We start from the raw sequence: 16,472 nt of genomic DNA on the forward strand, positions 1-16,472 counted from the left end.
TGAATAGTGTGAATTTGGAAATTGACCGAGGGCCGGGAAGGACGAGCAGGGGAAAACGATGTCGCTCTCGCCGTACGTACCCATCATCGGGCTGTTCGCCCTCGCCGCGGCGTTTTCGCTGTTCTCCGTCGCCGCGGCGCGCTTCGCCGGCCCTCGGCGCTACAACAGAGCCAAGCTCGAGGCGTACGAGTGCGGCATCGAACCGAGCCCGCAGCCGCCCGGCGGCGGCCGGATGCCGATCAAGTTCTACCTGACGGCGATGCTGTTCATCGTCTTCGACATCGAGATCATCTTCCTGTACCCGTGGGCGGTCAGCTTCGACGCCCTCGGGCTGTTCGGCTTCGTGGAGATGGTGCTGTTCATCGTCGCGGTCTTCGTCGCCTACGCCTACGTCTGGCGGCGCGGCGGCCTGGACTGGGACTGAGGGAGGTCGTCAGATGGGTATCGAGGAGAAGCTCCCGTCCGGGATCCTGCTCACCTCGGTCGAGAAGCTGGTCAACTGGTCCCGGAAGTCGTCGTTCTGGGGCGCGACCTTCGGCCTGGCCTGCTGCGCGATCGAGATGATGGCGGCCGGTGGCGCCCACTACGACCTCGGTCGCTGGGGCATGGAGGTGTTCCGCGCCTCGCCGCGACAGGCGGACCTGATGATCGTCGCCGGCCGGGTGAGCCAGAAGATGGCCCCGGTGCTGCGCCAGATCTACGACCAGATGGCCGAGCCCCGCTGGGTGATCTCGATGGGCGTCTGCGCCAGCAGCGGCGGCATGTTCAACAACTACGCGATCGTGCAGGGTGTCGACCACGTCGTACCGGTCGACATGTACCTGCCCGGCTGCCCGCCCCGGCCGGAGATGCTGATCGACGCGATCCTCAAGCTGCGCGAGAAGATCGGCCACGAGCCGCTCGGCCCGAACGGCCGCAAGATGCTCGAGGCACGCCAGGCGCGCGGCGCCGTACCGCTGGTGGCGCCCGGCGCGATGCCCTCGTCGTACCGCAACGACAAGGCCCGGCGGGCCGAGTGGACCCGGGCGGTCGCCGAGGGGCGCGAGGAGCAGCTCCGGATCGAGAACTGGATGAAGGCACAGAACCACCTGGTCGGCAGCGGAGGTGGCGACCGATGACCGAGCGGAGCGAGCGAACCAGCCGGCTCGGTGCGATTGAGCCTCATGGCGGCCCGGAGCGTAGCGGAGGGACGGCATGACCGAGCCCAACCGGCCCAGCGAGCAGCCGGGCGGCGGCGTGCCGGTGAGCCGGCCGCCAATCGGGGCGACCAGCGGGGCGCCGGCCGAGTACCCGCCGGCCAGCGCGGCCGGGCGCGGCATGTTCGGCGTCCACGGCACCGGCGACACCTCCGGCTTCGGCGGCCTGGTCCGGCAGCGGGTCGCGGTGGTGAGCAGCCCCCGGCCGTACGGCGGCTACTTCGACGAGGTCACCGACGCGCTGGAGGAGGCGTACCCGGGCTTCGCCGACGCGATCGAGAACGTCGTGGTCGACCGGGGCGAGCTGACCCTGCACATCCGCCCGGAGCGGATCGCCGAGGTCTGCCAGGTGCTCCGGGACGACGCTTCGCTCCGCTTCGAGCTCTGCTCCTCGGTCTCCGGGGTCGACTACCTCGGCTCCGACGCCCGCCGGCTGCACGTCGTCTACCAGCTCACCTCGATGACCTACCGGCGGCAGATCCGGCTGGAGGTCGCGGTGACCGCCGAGGAGCCCCGGGTGCCGAGCGTCACCTCGGTCTACCCCACGGCGGACTGGCAGGAGCGGGAGACGTACGACATGTTCGGCGTCGTCTTCGACGGCCACCCCGGCATGACCCGGATCCTGATGCCGGACGACTGGGAGGGCCACCCGCAGCGCAAGGACTACCCGCTCGGTGGCGTGCCGGTCGAGTACAAGGGCGCCGAGATTCCACCGCCCGACGAGCGGAGGTCGTACCAATGAGCACCTCGACGAACCCGAGCTACGCCGAGTCCCGGGAGACCACCGAGGGCCGGGTCTTCACCGTCACCGGTGGCGACTGGGACCAGGTGGTCAGCGGGCACGACCCGATCAACGACGAGCGGCTCATCGTCAACATGGGCCCGCAGCACCCGTCGACGCACGGCGTGCTCCGGCTGATCCTGGAGCTGGAGGGCGAGACCGTCCGGGAGGTCCGGGCGGTGGTCGGCTACCTGCACACCGGGATCGAGAAGAACCTCGAGTACCGCAACTGGGTGCAGGGCAGCACGTTCGTCACCCGGATGGACTACCTCTCGCCGCTGTTCAACGAGACGGCGTACAGCCTCGCGGTGGAGAAGCTGCTCGGCATCACCGACGAGGTGACCGAGCGGGCCTCGGTGATCCGGGTGCTGATGATGGAGCTGAACCGAATCTCGTCGCACCTGGTCTGGATCGCCACCACGGCGTTGGAGCTGGGCGCGGTCAACATGATGCTCTACGGCTTCCGCGAGCGCGAGTACGTGCTGGATATCTTCGAGCTCATCACCGGCCTGCGGATGAACCACGCGTACGTCCGGCCGGGCGGGGTCGCCCAGGACGTCCCGGACGAGGCGATCGTCAAGATCCGCGAGTTCCTGAAGATGCTGCCGAAGCGGCTGAAGGAATACGAGGACCTGCTCTCCGGCCAGCCCATCTGGCAGGAGCGGACCAAGGACGTGGCGGTGCTGGACGTCACCGGCTGCGTGGCGCTCGGCGTCACCGGTCCGGTGCTGCGGTCGGCCGGCCTGCCGTGGGACCTCCGCAAGACGATGCCGTACTGCGGGTACGAGAACTACGAGTTCGACGTGCCGACCACCGAGAGTGGTGACGTCTGGGGCCGCTACCTGGTCCGGATGGCCGAGATGCGGGAATCGCTCAAGATCATCGAGCAGGCTCTGGACAAGCTCCGCCCCGGCCCGATCATGGTGGCCGACAAGAAGATCGCCTGGCCCGCGCAGCTCGCCATCGGCGTCGACGGGATGGGCAACTCGCTGGAGCACGTCGCCAAGATCATGGGTCAGTCGATGGAGTCGCTGATCCATCACTTCAAGCTGGTCACCGAGGGCTTTCGGGTGCCTCCGGGCCAGGTCTACGTCGGAATCGAGTCGCCCCGCGGCGAGCTGGGCGTACACGCGGTCTCCGACGGGGGCACCCGGCCGTACCGGGTGCACTACCGCGAGCCCAGCTTCGTCAACCTCCAGGCGCTGCCGGCGATCTCCGAGGGCGGCCTGATCGCGGACGTGATCGCGGGCGGCGCGTCGCTGGACCCGGTGATGGGTGGGTGTGATCGCTAAATGACTCAGTCTCAGTTTGGCAACGCAACGTCCCGGCTCGACGGCCTGGTGACCGGGCCCGGCAGCGAGGTGCCGGCTCAGCGCGACGCCGGGCCGCGCAGCGCCGACCTGCACGCGAAGCTCGACGAGCAGGCGCGGGAGATCGTCGCCCGCTACCCGGCCGACCGGTCCCGCTCGGCGCTGCTGCCGCTGCTGCACCTGGTGCAGTCCGAGGAGGGGTACGTCTCCCCGGCCGGCGTGGAGTTCTGCGCCGACGTACTCGGGTTGACCAAGGCGCAGGTCGGCGCCGTGGCCACCTTCTACACCATGTACAAGCGCCGGCCGACCGGCGACTGGCTGGTCAGCGTCTGCACCAACACCATGTGCAACGTGCTCGGCGGGCAGCAGGTCTACGACACGCTGACCGAGCATCTCGGGGTCGGGCACGACGAGACCACCGCGGACGGCAAGATCACCCTGGAGCACGCCGAGTGCCTCGCGGCCTGCGACTACGGGCCCGTGATGACCGTCAACTACGACTTCTTCGACCGGGTCGACCCGGACTCGGCCGTCGCGGTCGTGAACGAGCTGCGCGCGGGCGGCCGACCGCAGCCCAGCCGGGGCGCCCGGCTCTGCACCCTCAGGGAGATGTCGCTGCAACTGGCCGGCTTCGCCGACCCGCGCGAGGAGGCGGTGGCCGACGGGGTGCCCGGGGACCCGACGCTGGCCGGGCTGCGCCTGGCCCAGCAACACGGCGTCTCGGTGGCCGGCTACGACCCGAACACGCCGATCAAGGGCAGCCAGACCGGTGACAAGCCGGCCCCGGCGACCACCCGGCCGGCCGCAGCCACCGGCAGCACCGCCCCGGACGTGAAGGCGCCGGACGACAAGTCGCCACAGATCCGCACCGCCGAGACCCGCAACCCGGACGCGAAGACCGCCGCGCCGGACGCGCCCGGCACGACGCCGCCGGTCGACGGGGCACCGGCCGGACCGGCCGACGCGAAGGCCGCCGAGGCAGCCGGCGCCGCCGCCAACCAGCCGGCCAGCGACGCCAAGCCGGCCGGCGACGGCGGCACCGACGCCCAGGAGCGCTCGCTGAAGTCGGCGGAGAGCGAGAAGGAGGCTGACAGGTGACCACGACGCCTCGGCGGGAGACGCTGGAGAAGCTGACCCCGGTACTCACCAAGCGCTGGCTGTCGCCGGACGCCTGGCGGCTCGACGTCTACGAGCGGCTGGACGGCTACGCGGCGCTGCGCAAGGCGCTCGCCGCACACCCGGACGACCTGATCCAGCTCGTCAAGGACTCCGGCCTGCGCGGCCGGGGTGGCGCCGGCTTCCCGACCGGGCTCAAGTGGGGCTTCATCCCGCAGGGTGACGGCAAGCCGCACTACCTGGTGGTGAACGCCGACGAGGGCGAGCCGGGCACCTGCAAGGACCTGCCGCTGATGACCCACGACCCGCACTCGCTGGTCGAGGGCGTGATCATCGCCTCGTACGCGATCCGGGCCAACCGCGCCTACATCTACGTCCGGGGCGAGGCGGTGCACGCGGCCCGGCGGCTGCGCAACGCCGTACAGGAGGCGTACCGGGCCGGCTACCTCGGCGAGAACATCCTCGGCACCGGCTTCGACCTGGACCTGGTGGTGCACAGCGGGGCCGGGGCGTACATCTGCGGCGAGGAGACGGCGCTGCTGGACTCGCTGGAGGGGTTCCGGGGCCAGCCCCGGCTGCGCCCGCCGTTCCCGGCGACCCACGGCCTGTACGCCTGCCCGACCGTGGTGAACAACGTCGGCACCATCGCCAGCGTGCCGTACATCGTGTTGGGCGGGGCCGCCTGGTGGAAGAGCATGGGCACGGAGAAGTCCTCCGGGCCGATGATCTACTCCCTCTCCGGCCGGATCAACAACCCCGGGCAGTACGAGGCCGGGCTCGGCATCACGCTGCGGGAGCTGATCGAGCTGGCCGGCGGCATGCAGCCGGGGCACGACCTGCGGTTCTGGACCCCGGGCGGCTCCTCGACCCCGCTGCTCACCGCCGAGCACCTGGACGTGCCGCTGGACTTCGAGGGGGTGGCGGCGGCCGGTTCGATCCTCGGCACCACCGCGACCCAGATCTTCTCCGACCAGGACTGCCCGGTCTACGCCACCTACCGGTGGCTGGAGTTCTATTACCACGAGTCGTGCGGGAAGTGCACGCCGTGCCGGGAGGGCAACTTCTGGATGGTCCGCATCTACCGGCGGATCCTGGCCGGGCAGGGCACCCACGAGGACCTGGACACCCTGCTGGACACCTGCGACAACATCCTCGGCCGCGCGTTCTGCGGTCTCGGTGACGGCGCGACCAGCCCGGTGACCTCCTCGCTGCAGTACTTCAAGCAGGACTACCTCGACTACATCGAGGGCCGGACGGCTCCCAAGCTGTCGGAGAAGACCCTGGTAGGAGCCCATTAAATGACGGACGTTGCGAAGCAGGCCGAGACCGTCACGCTCACCATCGACGGCATCGAGGTGACGGCGCCGAAGGGTGCCCTGCTGATCCGGGTCGCCGAGCAGCTCGGCATCGAGATCCCCCGGTTCTGCGACCACCCGCTGCTCGCCCCGGCCGGCGCCTGCCGGCAGTGCCTGGTCGAGGTGGAGGGGCAGCGCAAGCCGGTCGCCTCCTGCACCCAGGCGGTCGCCGACGGCATGGTGGTACGCACCCAGCTCACCTCGCCGGTCGCCAAGAAGGCACAGGCGGGCATCATGGAGATGCTCCTGATCAACCACCCGCTCGACTGCCCGATGTGCGACAAGGGCGGCGAGTGCCCGCTACAGAACCAGGCGATGTCCACCGGCCGCGCCGACACCCGCTTCTACGAGCACAAGCGGGAGTACGAGAAGCCGATCAACATCTCCAGCCAGGTCCTACTGGACCGGGAGCGCTGCGTACTCTGCCAGCGCTGCACCCGGTTCTCCGACGAGATCGCCGGGGACAAGTTCATCGACCTGATGGGCCGGTCCGCCGCCGAGGAGATCAACGTCTACCGGGACGAGGTCTACGGCGGTGAGGAGGGCGAGGAGGGCGACGTACCGTTCAACTCGTACTTCTCCGGCAACACGGTGCAGATCTGCCCGGTCGGCGCACTGACCGGTGTGCAGTACCGGTTCCGGGCCCGCCCGTTCGACCTGGTCTCCACCCCGAGCGTCTGCGAGCACTGCTCGGCCGGCTGCGCCCAGCGCACCGACCACCGGCGCGGCAAGGTGATGCGCCGGCTGGCCGGCGACGACCCGGCGGTGAACGAGGAGTGGAACTGCGACAAGGGTCGCTGGGGCTTCCGGTACGCCACCGCGAACGAGCGGATCACCACTCCGATGGTGCGGGACGCCAGGACCGGTGAGCTGCGCGAGGCGTCCTGGAGCGAGGCGTTCGCCGTCGCCGCCGACGGGCTGCGCGAGGCGCGGGACGGTGGCTCCGGGGTCGGGGTGCTGACCGGCGGCCGGCTCACCGTCGAGGACGCGTACGCGTACGCCAAGTTCGCCCGGGTGGCGCTGCACAGCAACGACATCGACTTCCGGGCCCGCCCGCTCTCGGCCGAGGAGGCCCAGTTCCTGGCCAGCACGGTGGCCGGGACGACCGAGGTGACCTACGCCGACATCGAGCGGTCGTCGGTCGTGGTGATCGCCGGGCTGGAGCCGGAGGAGGAGTGCCCGATCCTCTTCCTGCGGCTGCGCAAGGCGTACAGCAAGCGCGGGCTGAAGGTGCTCGCGCTGGCCCCGTTCGTGACCCGGGGACTTGCGAAGATCGGCGCGACGGTGCTGACCGCCGCCCCCGGCGACGAGGCGAAGCTGCTCGCCGGGCACGCCTCGGTCGCCGAGGCGCTGCGCCAGCCCGGCGCGGTGCTGCTGGTCGGCGAGCGGCTCGCGACCGTGCCGGGCGGCCTCTCCGCCGCTGCCGAGCTGGCCGAGCGTACCGGCGCCAAGCTGGCCTGGGTGCCCCGGCGAGCCGGGGACCGCGGCGCGGTTGACGCCGGCTGCCTGCCGAACCTGCTGCCCGGCGGGCGTCCGGTGACCGACGCGGCCGGTCGGGCCGAGCTGGCCGGCGCCTGGGACGTGGCCGCCGGGGTCATCCCGAGCCAGCCCGGCCGGGACACCGACGGCATCGTCGCGGCGGCCGCCGAGGGCAGGCTCGGCGCGCTGGTGGTGGCCGGGGTCGACCCGGCCGACCTGGCCGACCCGAGACTCGCCGACGCGGCGCTGGAGAAGGTGCCGTTCCTGGTCAGCCTGGAGCTGCGGCACAACGCGGTGACCCGCCGCGCCGACGTGGTCTTCCCGGTCGCCCCGGTGGTGGAGAAGGCCGGCACCTTCCTCGACTGGGAGGGCCGGCTGCGGACCTTCGAGGCGGTGCTGAGCACCACCGCGATGAACGACGGCCGGGTCCTGGACGCCATCGCCGCCCAGCTCGGCGTGCGACTCGGCACCGCCGACGTGAACAGCGTCCGCCGCGACCTGGGTGCGCTGCCGGCGACCAGGGCCAACCGGGCCGCCGCCCCGGCCGTCGAGCCGGCCGAGCCGGTCCGGCCCGGTCCGGGCGAGGCGGTGCTCGCCACCTGGCACCAGCTCATCGACGCCGGCACCCTGACCGAGGGTGACCCGGCGCTCGGTGGCACCGCCCGGCCGCCGGTGGTCCGGCTCGGCAAGGCCGCCGCCGAGGCGCTGGGAGTGGGCGAGGGCGACGCGGTGACGGTCGGCACCGACCGGGGCGCGCTGACCCTGCCGGCGGCGATCACCGACCTGCCCGACGACGTGGTCTGGCTGCCGACCAACTCGCCCGGCGCGAACGTCCGGCGCGGCCTCGGCGTCACGTCCGGCGCGATCGTCCGGCTCAGCGCCGGCCCGGCCACTCCGGTCGCGGCCGACGCCGCCGGCATGCCGGGCCCGCTGCTGAACAGCGCTGGAGGTGCGCGATGAGCGGCCTTACCTACCTGGCCCAGGATCCGACGCTGCAGGACTTCGGCAAGGATCCGTGGTGGCTGGTCCTGATCAAGATCGTGGCGGCGTTCGCCTTCGCGGTCCTGGCCACGCTGCTCGGGGTCTGGTTCGAGCGCCGGGTGGTGGCCCGGATGGCCCAGCGGCCCGGTCTGAACCAGATCGGTCCGTTCGGTCTGCTGCAGACCCTCGCCGACGGTCTCAAGATGGCCTTCAAGGAGGACATCCTGCCGAAGGGCGCGGACAAGGTCGTCTACTTCTTCGCGCCGACCATCTCGGTGATCTGCGCGGTGACCTCCCTGTCGGTGGTGCCGTTCGGCCCGATGGTGAGCATCTTCGGCGAGCGGACCCCGCTCCAGGTCACCGATGTCTCGGTGGCCGTACTGGTGCTGCTGGCCTGCTCCTCGATGGGCATCTACGGCATCGTGCTCGGCGGCTGGGCCTCCGGGTCGACGTACCCGCTCCTCGGCGGCCTGCGCTCCACCGCCCAGATGATCTCGTACGAGGTGGCGCTGGGTCTGAGCATCGTGGCGGTCTTCATGACCGCCGGCACGATGTCGACCAGCGGCATCGTCAGCGCCCAGGCAGACGGCACCCGGCTGAACCTCTTCGGCGTGGTCGACCTGCCCGCACCGGGCTGGTACGCGATCCTGCTGCTGCCGAGCTTCATCATCTTCTTCATCTCCACCGTCGGTGAGACCAACCGGGCGCCGTTCGACCTGCCCGAGGCGGAGTCGGAGCTGGTCGCCGGCTACATGACCGAATACAGCTCGCTGAAGTTCGCGCTCTTCATGCTCAGCGAGTACGTCGCGATGGTGACGATGTCGGCGGTCACCACGACGCTCTTCCTCGGCGGATGGCGGGCCCCCTGGCCGATCACCCTCTGGGAGGGCGCGAACTCCGGCTGGTGGCCGCTGCTCTGGTTCATGGGCAAGGTCATCGCGCTGGTCTTCGTCTTCGTCTGGCTGCGCGGCACGCTGCCCCGGTTCCGCTACGACCAGTTCATGCGGCTGGGCTGGAAGGTGCTGCTGCCGATCAACCTGGTCTGGATCCTGGTCCTGGCCGGCATCCGCACCCTGCAGAAGCAGGACATCGCCGACTCCCACCGCTACACGATCATCGCGGGTGCGGTGCTGGTCGTCCTGCTGGTGACGTTGCTCTGGCCGAGCAAGACGCGGCCGCCCGAGCGGACCCTCCAGGAGAAGGTCAACCGGCGGCCCGCCGGCAGCTTCCCGCTGCCGCCGATGGATCTCCAGGTGCCGCCGAGCCCCCGGACCAGACGGGCGGTCGCCGAGCGGGAACCCGCCAACGTGGGAGCCGGGCAGCCGGCCGGCGCCGACGGGCCGGGCACCGGCCACGACGAGAAGGAGGTGTGACATGGGCGCGATCACCGGATCGTTCAAGGGTTTCGGGGTCACCTTCTCGCACATGTTCAAGAAGGTCGTCACCACCGACTACCCGTTCAAGCCGCCGGTCTCCGCGCCGCGCTACCACGGGCGGCACATCCTCAACCGGCACCCGGACGGGCTGGAGAAGTGCATCGGCTGCGAGCTGTGCGCCTGGGCCTGCCCGGCCGACGCGATCTACGTCGAGGGCGGCGACAACACCGAGGAGCAGCGCTTCTCCCCGGGCGAGCGGTACGCGAGCACGTACCAGATCAACTATGCCCGGTGCATCTTCTGCGGGCTCTGCATCGAGGCCTGCCCGACCCGTTCGCTGACCATGAGCAACGAGTACGAGCTGGCCCGGGACAACCGGCAGGACCTGATCTTCACCAAGGAGCAGTTGCTGGCGCCGCTGCTGCCGGGGATGGAGCAGCCGCCGCACCCGATGCGGCTCGGTGACACCGAGCAGGACTACTACGTCGGCGCACTGACCAACCCGGGCACCTCGGCCGGCGCGGAGCGGGCGCCCTGGTCCGAGACCGGCACGGTCGACGGCTCCGGTACGACGGGAGAGACGGCGTCATGAGCGAGCGCAGCGAGGAGGGGGCATGACCGGACAAGCGGTGCTCGCCGCGGCCGGCGGGGTGACCGGCGGGGAAGAGGTGGCCTTCTGGGTCCTGGCCCCGCTCGCCCTGATCGGCGCGATCGGCACGGTCTGGGCCCGTAACGCGGTGCACTCCGCGCTCTGGCTGGTGCTGACCATGCTCTGCCTGGGCGTCTTCTACGTGCTCCAGGCCGGGCCGTTCATCGGCATGGTGCAGATCATCGTCTACACCGGCGCGATCATGATGCTCTTCCTCTTCGTGCTGATGCTGGTCGGCCGGGACTCGTCGGACTCGCTGATCGAGACGCTGCGCGGGCAGCGGGTCGCGGCGATCCTGCTCGGCCTCGGCTTCGGCGCCCTGCTCGCCAGCGGTTTGTGGCGGGCGCTCGGCCAGGCGGACGCGGCCGGCCTGGAGCAGGCCAACGCGAACGGCAACGTGCAGGGCATCGCCGCGCTGCTCTTCACCAGGTACGTCTTCGCCTTCGAGGTCACCTCGGCGCTGCTGATCACCGCGGCGGTCGGCGCGATGGTGCTGGCCCACGTCGAGCGGCGTCGCCAGGACCGGATGGACCAGATCGCCACGATGAGGGCGCGGTTCCGCCCCGGCACCTACCCGGGACCGAAGCCCGGCCCCGGTGTGTACGCCACATCGTCCTCGGTCGCCACCCCGGCCCGGCTGCCGGACGGCGTGCTGACCGAGCGGAGCGTTCCGCGGATCCTGCCGCAGCGGGAACTCTCCGCCGAGGAGCGGGCGCTGAAGGGGACGGAGAAATAGGATGTCGAACTTTCTTTCGGTGTCGCCGAACCACTACCTGATCCTCGCCTGCCTGCTCTTCACGGTCGGCGCGGTCGGGGTACTGGTCCGGCGCAACGCGATTGTCCTCTTCATGTGCATCGAGCTGATGCTCAACGCGGCCAACCTCGCGCTGGTCACGTTCAGCCGGATCAACGGCGACCTGAACGGTCAGATCATGGCGTTCTTCGTCATGGTGGTGGCCGCCGCCGAGGTCGTGGTCGGGCTGGCCATCATCATGACGATCTTCCGGACTCGGCGCTCGGCGAGCGTCGACGACGCCAACCTGTTGAAGTACTAAGAGGGGCCCACCAGTGGAACATTCTGTGGAGTACGCCCACGCCACGGGGTTGCTGGGCAGCGTGTGGCTGCTGGTGGCCATCCCGCTGGTCAGCGCGGCGATCCTCCTGCTGCTCGGCCGGCGTGCCGACCGGTGGGGGCACTGGCTCGGCGTGGCCAGCGTCGGCGTCATCTTCGTGCTCGGCCTGAGCTACTTCCTCTCGCTGCGAGGGCTGGAGAACCGCTCGGTCGAGCTGAGCCTCTGGGACTTCATCGCCGTCGGTGACCTGCGCGTCGACTTCGGACTGCTCTTCGACCCGCTGGCCGCGGTCTTCGTACTGCTGATCACCGGTGTGGGTTTCCTGATCCACGTGTACGCGGTCGGCTACATGGCGCACGACGCCGGCCGGCGGAAGTTCTTCGGGTACTTCAACCTGTTCGTCGCGGCGATGCTGCTGCTGGTACTCGGCAACAACTACGTGATGCTCTACGTCGGCTGGGAGGGCGTCGGTCTGGCGTCGTACCTGCTGATCTCGTTCTGGACCGACCGGCCGAGCGCGGCGACCGCCGGCAAGAAGGCGTTCCTGATGAACCGGGTCGGCGACGCCGGCCTGGCCATCGCGATCTTCATCATGTTCGCCACCCTGGGCAGCACCCAGTACGCCGACGTCTTCAACGGCGCCGGAGCGCTCGCCGGCGGCACCGTGCTGGCGATGGGCCTGCTGCTGCTGCTCGGTGCGACCGGCAAGTCCGGCCAGTTCCCGCTCCAGGCGTGGCTGCCGGACGCGATGGAGGGTCCGACCCCGGTCTCCGCGCTGATCCACGCCGCCACGATGGTGACCGCCGGCGTCTACCTGATCGCCCGGTCCAACCCGATCTTCTCGCTCGACCCGACGCTGCAGACCATCGTGGTCAGCGTCGGTGCGCTCACCCTGCTGATGGGCTGCATCATCGGCGCGGCCAAGGACGACATCAAGCGGGTGCTCGCCTGGTCGACGGTGAGCCAGATCGGTTACATGTTCCTCGGCGTCGGGCTCGGTGGCGGTGCGTACGCGCTGGCCATCATCCACCTGCTGGCGCACGGTTTCTTCAAGGCCAACATGTTCCTCGGGGCCGGCTCGGTGATGCACGGCATGTCCGACCAGGTGGACATCCGCCGGTTCGGCGGGCTGGCGAGGTACATGAAGATCACCTGGATCACCTTCGGGCTCGGCTGGCTGGCGATCATCGGCATGTGGCCGTTCTCCGGCTTCTTCACCAAGGAGCCGATCATCGTCGCGGCGTTCGACCGCGGCGACTGGACCTCCTGGCTCTACGGCGGGGCCGCACTGCTCGGCGCCGGGCTGACCGCCTTCTACATGACCCGGCTCTTCGTGCTCACCTTCCACGGCCCGAAGCGCTGGACCGAGGACATTGAGCACCCGCACGAGTCACCGCTGATCATGACGGTGCCGCTGATCCTGCTCGGCCTCGGCTCGGTGGTCGCCGGTGGCCTGATGGCGAGCCCGGTCGCCGACTGGCTGACCCCGGTGCTCGGCCACAGCGCGCACCACGATCCGGTGATCCCGCACAACGTGATCAAGGTGCTCTCGATCGTCCTGACCGTGCTCGGCGCCGGCCTGGCCTGGCTGCTGTTCCGCAACGGCACCGCCCTGGTGGAGCAGCCGGCCGGTCCGGTGGTCCGGGCGGCCCGGCGCAACCTCTACACCGACGCGTTCAACGAGACGGTCTTCGAGAAGCCGGGCATCTTCCTCACCCGGGCACTGGTCTTCCTGGACAACCGGGGCATCGACGGGCTGGTCAACGCGCTCGCCGCCGCGGTCGGCGGTGGATCGGGCCGGCTGCGCCGGCTGCAGACCGGCTACGTCCGGTCGTACGCGATGTCCATCATGACCGGCGCGGTGCTGGTGGTGGCGGCGTTCCTGGCCGTCCAACTGGGGTGGTTCGCGTGACCCACCAGAACCCACCGGCCGCGCGCAACCGGCCGGGCGACCCCGACCGGCCGGGCACTGACGACGGAGGTAAGGCCGAATAATGTCCGACTTCCCCTTCCTCTCGGTGCTCACCGTCGCGCCGCTGGTCGGCGCGCTGGTGGTGGTCTTCCTGCCGGCCAGCCGGGGCGAGCTGGCCAAGCGGATCGCGCTCGGCTGGTCGCTGGCCGTGCTGGTGCTCTCCGTCTTCATGTGGGTCGCCTTCGAGGCCGGCGGCGACCGACTCCAGCTCCGCGAGTCGTACTCGTGGATCCCGCGCTGGGGGGTGAACTTCACCTTCGCCGCCGACGGCATCGCGTTGGTCATGCTGATGCTGATCGCCCTGCTGGTGCCGCTGGTGATCCTCGCCTCCTGGCACGACGCCGAGAAGTCCAAGCGGTCCGTGCCGGTCTACTTCGCGCTGCTGCTCTTCCTCGAGTGCACGATGATCGGCGTCTTCGCCGCCGCCGACATCTTCCTCTTCTACGTGTTCTTCGAGGTCATGCTGGTGCCGATGTACTTCCTGATCGGCAGCTACGGCGGCCACCAGCGGCAGTACGCGGCGGTGAAGTTCTTCCTCTACTCGCTGGTCGGCGGCCTCTTCATGCTGGCCGCGGTGATCGGGCTCTGGGTGGTCGGCGGCAAGACCTTCGACTGGCAGGCGCTGACCCAGGTGGACATCTCCACCGGCACCGAGCGCTGGCTCTTCCTCGGGTTCTTCCTCGCCTTCGCGATCAAGGCGCCGTTCTTCCCGTTCCACACCTGGCTGCCGGACGCCGGTGGCGCCGCACCGGCCGGCGCGGCCGCGCTGCTGGTCGGGGTGCTGGACAAGGTCGGCACCTTCGGCATCCTGCGGTACTGCCTGCCGCTCTTCCCCGAGGCGGCGAAGTGGTTCGCCCCGTGGGCGATCGCGCTGGCGCTGATCGGCATCCTCTACGCCGCCCTGCTGGCGGTGGGGCAGAACGACCTCAAGCGACTCGTCTCGTACACCTCGATCGCGCACTTCGGGTTCATCGGCGTCGGAATCTTCGCCTTCACCACCCAGGCCGGTACCGGTGCGGTGCTCTACATGGTCAACCACGGCCTCGCCACCGGCCTGCTCTTCCTGGTGGTCGGCATGCTGGTCGCCCGGCGCGGCTCCGCGCTGATCACCGACTTCGGCGGCGCCGGCAAGCTGGTACCGCTGCTCGCCGGGGTGTTCCTCTTCGCCGGTCTCGCCTCGCTGGCGCTGCCCGGCACGGCACCGTTCATCTCCGAGTTCCTGGTGCTGATCGGCACCTTCACGGTGAACAAGCCGGTCGCGATCATCGCCACCGTCGGGATCATCCTGGCCGCCGCGTACGCGCTGTGGATGATCCAGCGGACCACCCAGGGCACGCTCAACCCGGCGCTGCCCGGGGTGGCGGCGATGCGGCGGGACCTGTCGGTACGGGAGAAGGTCGTGGTCGCCCCGCTGATCGCGCTACTGCTGCTGCTCGGCTTCTACCCGAAGCCGGTCACCGACGTCATCAACCCCGCCGTCCAGGCCACCATGGAGCAGGACCTCGGCAAGCAGGACCCGGCGCCGACGGTGGGCACCGTCCAGGAGGCACACCGGTGAGCCGGCTGCCAGTCGCGTACGTAAGGAAGGTCCGATAATGGATCTCAAGCTGCCGCCTATCGACTACGCGGCTCTGGCACCGATCCTGGTGCTGTTCGGAGCCTCCGTCGTCGGCGTCCTGGTCGAGGCGTTCGTACCCCGTAAGCGCCGGCACCTGACCCAGCTCGTCCTCGGCCTGCTGGCCCTGACCGGTGCGCTGGTCGCGGTGGTGATGAACGCGCACGACCGGCTGCTCACCGCCGGTGGGGCGGTCGCGGTCGACGGCCCGACGCTCTTCCTCCAGGGCGCGATCCTGGTGCTCGCCGCGATGGCGCTGATGCTGATCGGCGAGCGGTCGGTACAGCGCGGTGGCGCGTTCGTGGCGCACGCCGCGGTGCCGGTCGGGGCACCGGAGGACCAGCGCCAGGCCGCCGAGGAGGGCGGGGCGACCGAGGTCTACCCGCTGACCCTCTTCGCCGTCTCCGGCATGCTGCTCTTCGTCGCCGCGAACGACCTGCTGACGATGTTCATCGCGCTGGAGGCGTTCTCGCTGCCGCTCTACCTGCTCTGCGCGCTGGCCCGGCGCCGGCGGCTGCTGAGCCAGGAGGCGGCGCTGAAGTACTTCCTGCTCGGCTCGTACTCCTCGGCCTTCTTCCTCTTCGGCATGGCGCTGGTGTACGGCTTCACCGTCGGGGCCGGCGGCAGCGGTTCCGGCGGCGGGGTCGACTTCGGCACCATCCGGATGGCGGTCACCGACTCGGCCGCCAGCGAGGTGCTGCTCTTCGGTGGGCTCGCGCTGCTCGCCATCGGGCTGCTGTTCAAGATCGCGGCGGCGCCGTTCCACGTCTGGACCCCGGACGTCTACCAGGGCGCCCCGACTCCGATCACCGGGTTCATGGCCGCCTGCACCAAGGTCGCCGCGTTCGGCGGGCTGCTCCGGGTGCTGCACGTCGCGTTCTCCGGGGCGAGCTGGGACTTCACTCCGGTGCTCGGCGCCATCGCGGTACTGACGATGCTGGTCGGGGCGATCCTCGCGGTCACCCAGACCGACATCAAGCGGCTGCTCGCGTACTCCTCGGTGGCGAACGCCGGCTACCTGCTGGTCGGTGCGATCGTGCTCTCCAAGGACGGGCTGTCCAGCACGATGTTCTACCTCGTCGCGTACGGCTTCACCGTACTGGCCGCGTTCGGCGTGGTGACCCTGGTCCGGGACGCGGACGGCGAGGCCACCCACCTGTCCCGGTGGGCCGGGCTGGGCCGACGCTCGCCGCTCTACGCGGGGCTGTTCACCCTGCTGCTGCTCGCCTTCGCCGGCATCCCGCTGACCAGCGGCTTCACCAGCAAGTTCGCGGTCTTCGGGGCGGCGCTCGACGCCGGGCAGACCTGGCTGGTGATCGTGGGTGTCGTGACCAGCATGATCCTCGCCTTCCCGTACCTGCGGGTCGTGGTGATGCTCTGGCTCTCCGAGCCGGGCGAGTCCACTCCGACGGTGTCGCTGCCGGGTGGGTTGACCGCGGCGGCGCTGATGATCGGGGCGGTCGCCACGCTGGTCCTCGGGGTCGCCCCGGCACCGCTGCTCGATCTCGCCAACGGCGCCGCCGAATTCGTCCGATGACCGGTCAGCCCCACGCCCCTCCCGAGGTCAAC

Annotated in this window: 14 protein-coding genes; all 14 read left to right on the forward strand. The window is 70.2% G+C overall.

The window, feature by feature from the left end; all coding sequences use genetic code 11:
- The first annotated feature begins 58 nt into the window (after positions 1 to 58).
- The 14 genes from ABNF97_RS20595 to nuoN all read left to right on the forward strand — a co-directional run bounded on the left by ABNF97_RS20595 (position 59) and on the right by nuoN (position 16,440).
- Positions 59 to 424, forward strand: a complete 366-nt coding sequence (locus ABNF97_RS20595) for an NADH-quinone oxidoreductase subunit A (RefSeq protein ID WP_130461613.1) — start codon at positions 59 to 61, stop codon at positions 422 to 424.
- 13 nt (positions 425 to 437) lie between these two features.
- Entirely contained in the window at positions 438 to 1,118 is a 681-nt protein-coding gene (locus tag ABNF97_RS20600; protein WP_130461614.1) for an NADH-quinone oxidoreductase subunit NuoB, read from the forward strand.
- 76 nt (positions 1,119 to 1,194) lie between these two features.
- Positions 1,195 to 1,938, forward strand: a complete 744-nt coding sequence (locus tag ABNF97_RS20605) for an NADH-quinone oxidoreductase subunit C (RefSeq protein ID WP_130461615.1) — start codon at positions 1,195 to 1,197, stop codon at positions 1,936 to 1,938.
- Positions 1,935 to 3,269, forward strand: a complete 1,335-nt coding sequence (locus ABNF97_RS20610; RefSeq protein WP_130461616.1) for an NADH-quinone oxidoreductase subunit D — start codon at positions 1,935 to 1,937, stop codon at positions 3,267 to 3,269. Before ABNF97_RS20605 ends, ABNF97_RS20610 begins: the two co-directional genes overlap by 4 nt.
- A complete protein-coding gene (gene nuoE / locus ABNF97_RS20615; protein ID WP_349339458.1) occupies positions 3,270 to 4,385 on the forward strand; it encodes an NADH-quinone oxidoreductase subunit NuoE in 1,116 nt (371 codons plus the stop codon).
- Positions 4,382 to 5,701, forward strand: coding sequence for an NADH-quinone oxidoreductase subunit NuoF (nuoF, locus tag ABNF97_RS20620; protein ID WP_130461618.1), 1,320 nt, complete (start codon positions 4,382 to 4,384; stop codon positions 5,699 to 5,701). The genes nuoE and nuoF overlap by 4 nt, the downstream gene beginning before the upstream one ends.
- Positions 5,702 to 8,197, forward strand: coding sequence for an NADH-quinone oxidoreductase subunit G (locus ABNF97_RS20625; protein ID WP_130461619.1), 2,496 nt, complete (start codon positions 5,702 to 5,704; stop codon positions 8,195 to 8,197).
- On the forward strand, positions 8,194 to 9,591 hold the full coding sequence (nuoH, locus tag ABNF97_RS20630) for an NADH-quinone oxidoreductase subunit NuoH (protein ID WP_130461620.1): 1,398 nt from the start codon (positions 8,194 to 8,196) through the stop codon (positions 9,589 to 9,591). The genes ABNF97_RS20625 and nuoH overlap by 4 nt, the downstream gene beginning before the upstream one ends.
- 1 nt (position 9,592) lies before the next feature.
- On the forward strand, positions 9,593 to 10,186 hold the full coding sequence (gene nuoI, locus ABNF97_RS20635; protein WP_130461621.1) for an NADH-quinone oxidoreductase subunit NuoI: 594 nt from the start codon (positions 9,593 to 9,595) through the stop codon (positions 10,184 to 10,186).
- Positions 10,187 to 10,208: 22 nt separating this feature from the next.
- On the forward strand, positions 10,209 to 10,979 hold the full coding sequence (locus tag ABNF97_RS20640; protein WP_130461622.1) for an NADH-quinone oxidoreductase subunit J: 771 nt from the start codon (positions 10,209 to 10,211) through the stop codon (positions 10,977 to 10,979).
- A 1-nt stretch (position 10,980) separates the two neighbouring features.
- A complete protein-coding gene (gene nuoK, locus ABNF97_RS20645; protein WP_207230441.1) occupies positions 10,981 to 11,298 on the forward strand; it encodes an NADH-quinone oxidoreductase subunit NuoK in 318 nt (105 codons plus the stop codon).
- A gap of 13 nt (positions 11,299 to 11,311) precedes the next feature.
- Entirely contained in the window at positions 11,312 to 13,228 is a 1,917-nt protein-coding gene (gene nuoL, locus ABNF97_RS20650) for an NADH-quinone oxidoreductase subunit L (protein WP_349339459.1), read from the forward strand.
- An 82-nt stretch (positions 13,229 to 13,310) separates the two neighbouring features.
- Positions 13,311 to 14,846, forward strand: coding sequence for an NADH-quinone oxidoreductase subunit M (locus tag ABNF97_RS20655; RefSeq protein WP_349339460.1), 1,536 nt, complete (start codon positions 13,311 to 13,313; stop codon positions 14,844 to 14,846).
- Between the two features lie 34 nt (positions 14,847 to 14,880).
- Positions 14,881 to 16,440 carry an NADH-quinone oxidoreductase subunit NuoN gene (gene nuoN / locus ABNF97_RS20660; RefSeq protein ID WP_349339512.1) on the forward strand — a complete coding sequence of 520 codons (1,560 nt, stop codon included), beginning with the start codon at positions 14,881 to 14,883 and terminating at the stop codon, positions 16,438 to 16,440.
- The last annotated feature ends 32 nt before the right edge of the window (positions 16,441 to 16,472 follow it).

This window comes from Plantactinospora sp. B6F1 (assembly GCF_040120695.1).
Lineage (GTDB): Bacteria > Actinomycetota > Actinomycetes > Mycobacteriales > Micromonosporaceae > Plantactinospora.

Excerpts from the sequence above, each read along its gene's own strand:
- ABNF97_RS20595 (WP_130461613.1), top strand. The coding sequence starts at position 59 with ATGTCGCTCTCGCCGTACGTACCCATCATCGGGCTGTTCGCCCTCGCC.
- ABNF97_RS20600 (WP_130461614.1), top strand. The coding sequence starts at position 438 with ATGGGTATCGAGGAGAAGCTCCCGTCCGGGATCCTGCTCACCTCGGTC.
- ABNF97_RS20605 (WP_130461615.1), top strand. The coding sequence starts at position 1,195 with ATGACCGAGCCCAACCGGCCCAGCGAGCAGCCGGGCGGCGGCGTGCCG.
- ABNF97_RS20610 (WP_130461616.1), top strand. The coding sequence starts at position 1,935 with ATGAGCACCTCGACGAACCCGAGCTACGCCGAGTCCCGGGAGACCACC.
- nuoE (WP_349339458.1), top strand. The coding sequence starts at position 3,270 with ATGACTCAGTCTCAGTTTGGCAACGCAACGTCCCGGCTCGACGGCCTG.
- ABNF97_RS20625 (WP_130461619.1), top strand. The coding sequence starts at position 5,702 with ATGACGGACGTTGCGAAGCAGGCCGAGACCGTCACGCTCACCATCGAC.
- nuoH (WP_130461620.1), top strand. The coding sequence starts at position 8,194 with ATGAGCGGCCTTACCTACCTGGCCCAGGATCCGACGCTGCAGGACTTC.
- nuoI (WP_130461621.1), top strand. The coding sequence starts at position 9,593 with ATGGGCGCGATCACCGGATCGTTCAAGGGTTTCGGGGTCACCTTCTCG.
- ABNF97_RS20640 (WP_130461622.1), top strand. The coding sequence starts at position 10,209 with ATGACCGGACAAGCGGTGCTCGCCGCGGCCGGCGGGGTGACCGGCGGG.
- nuoK (WP_207230441.1), top strand. The coding sequence starts at position 10,981 with ATGTCGAACTTTCTTTCGGTGTCGCCGAACCACTACCTGATCCTCGCC.
- ABNF97_RS20655 (WP_349339460.1), top strand. The coding sequence starts at position 13,311 with ATGTCCGACTTCCCCTTCCTCTCGGTGCTCACCGTCGCGCCGCTGGTC.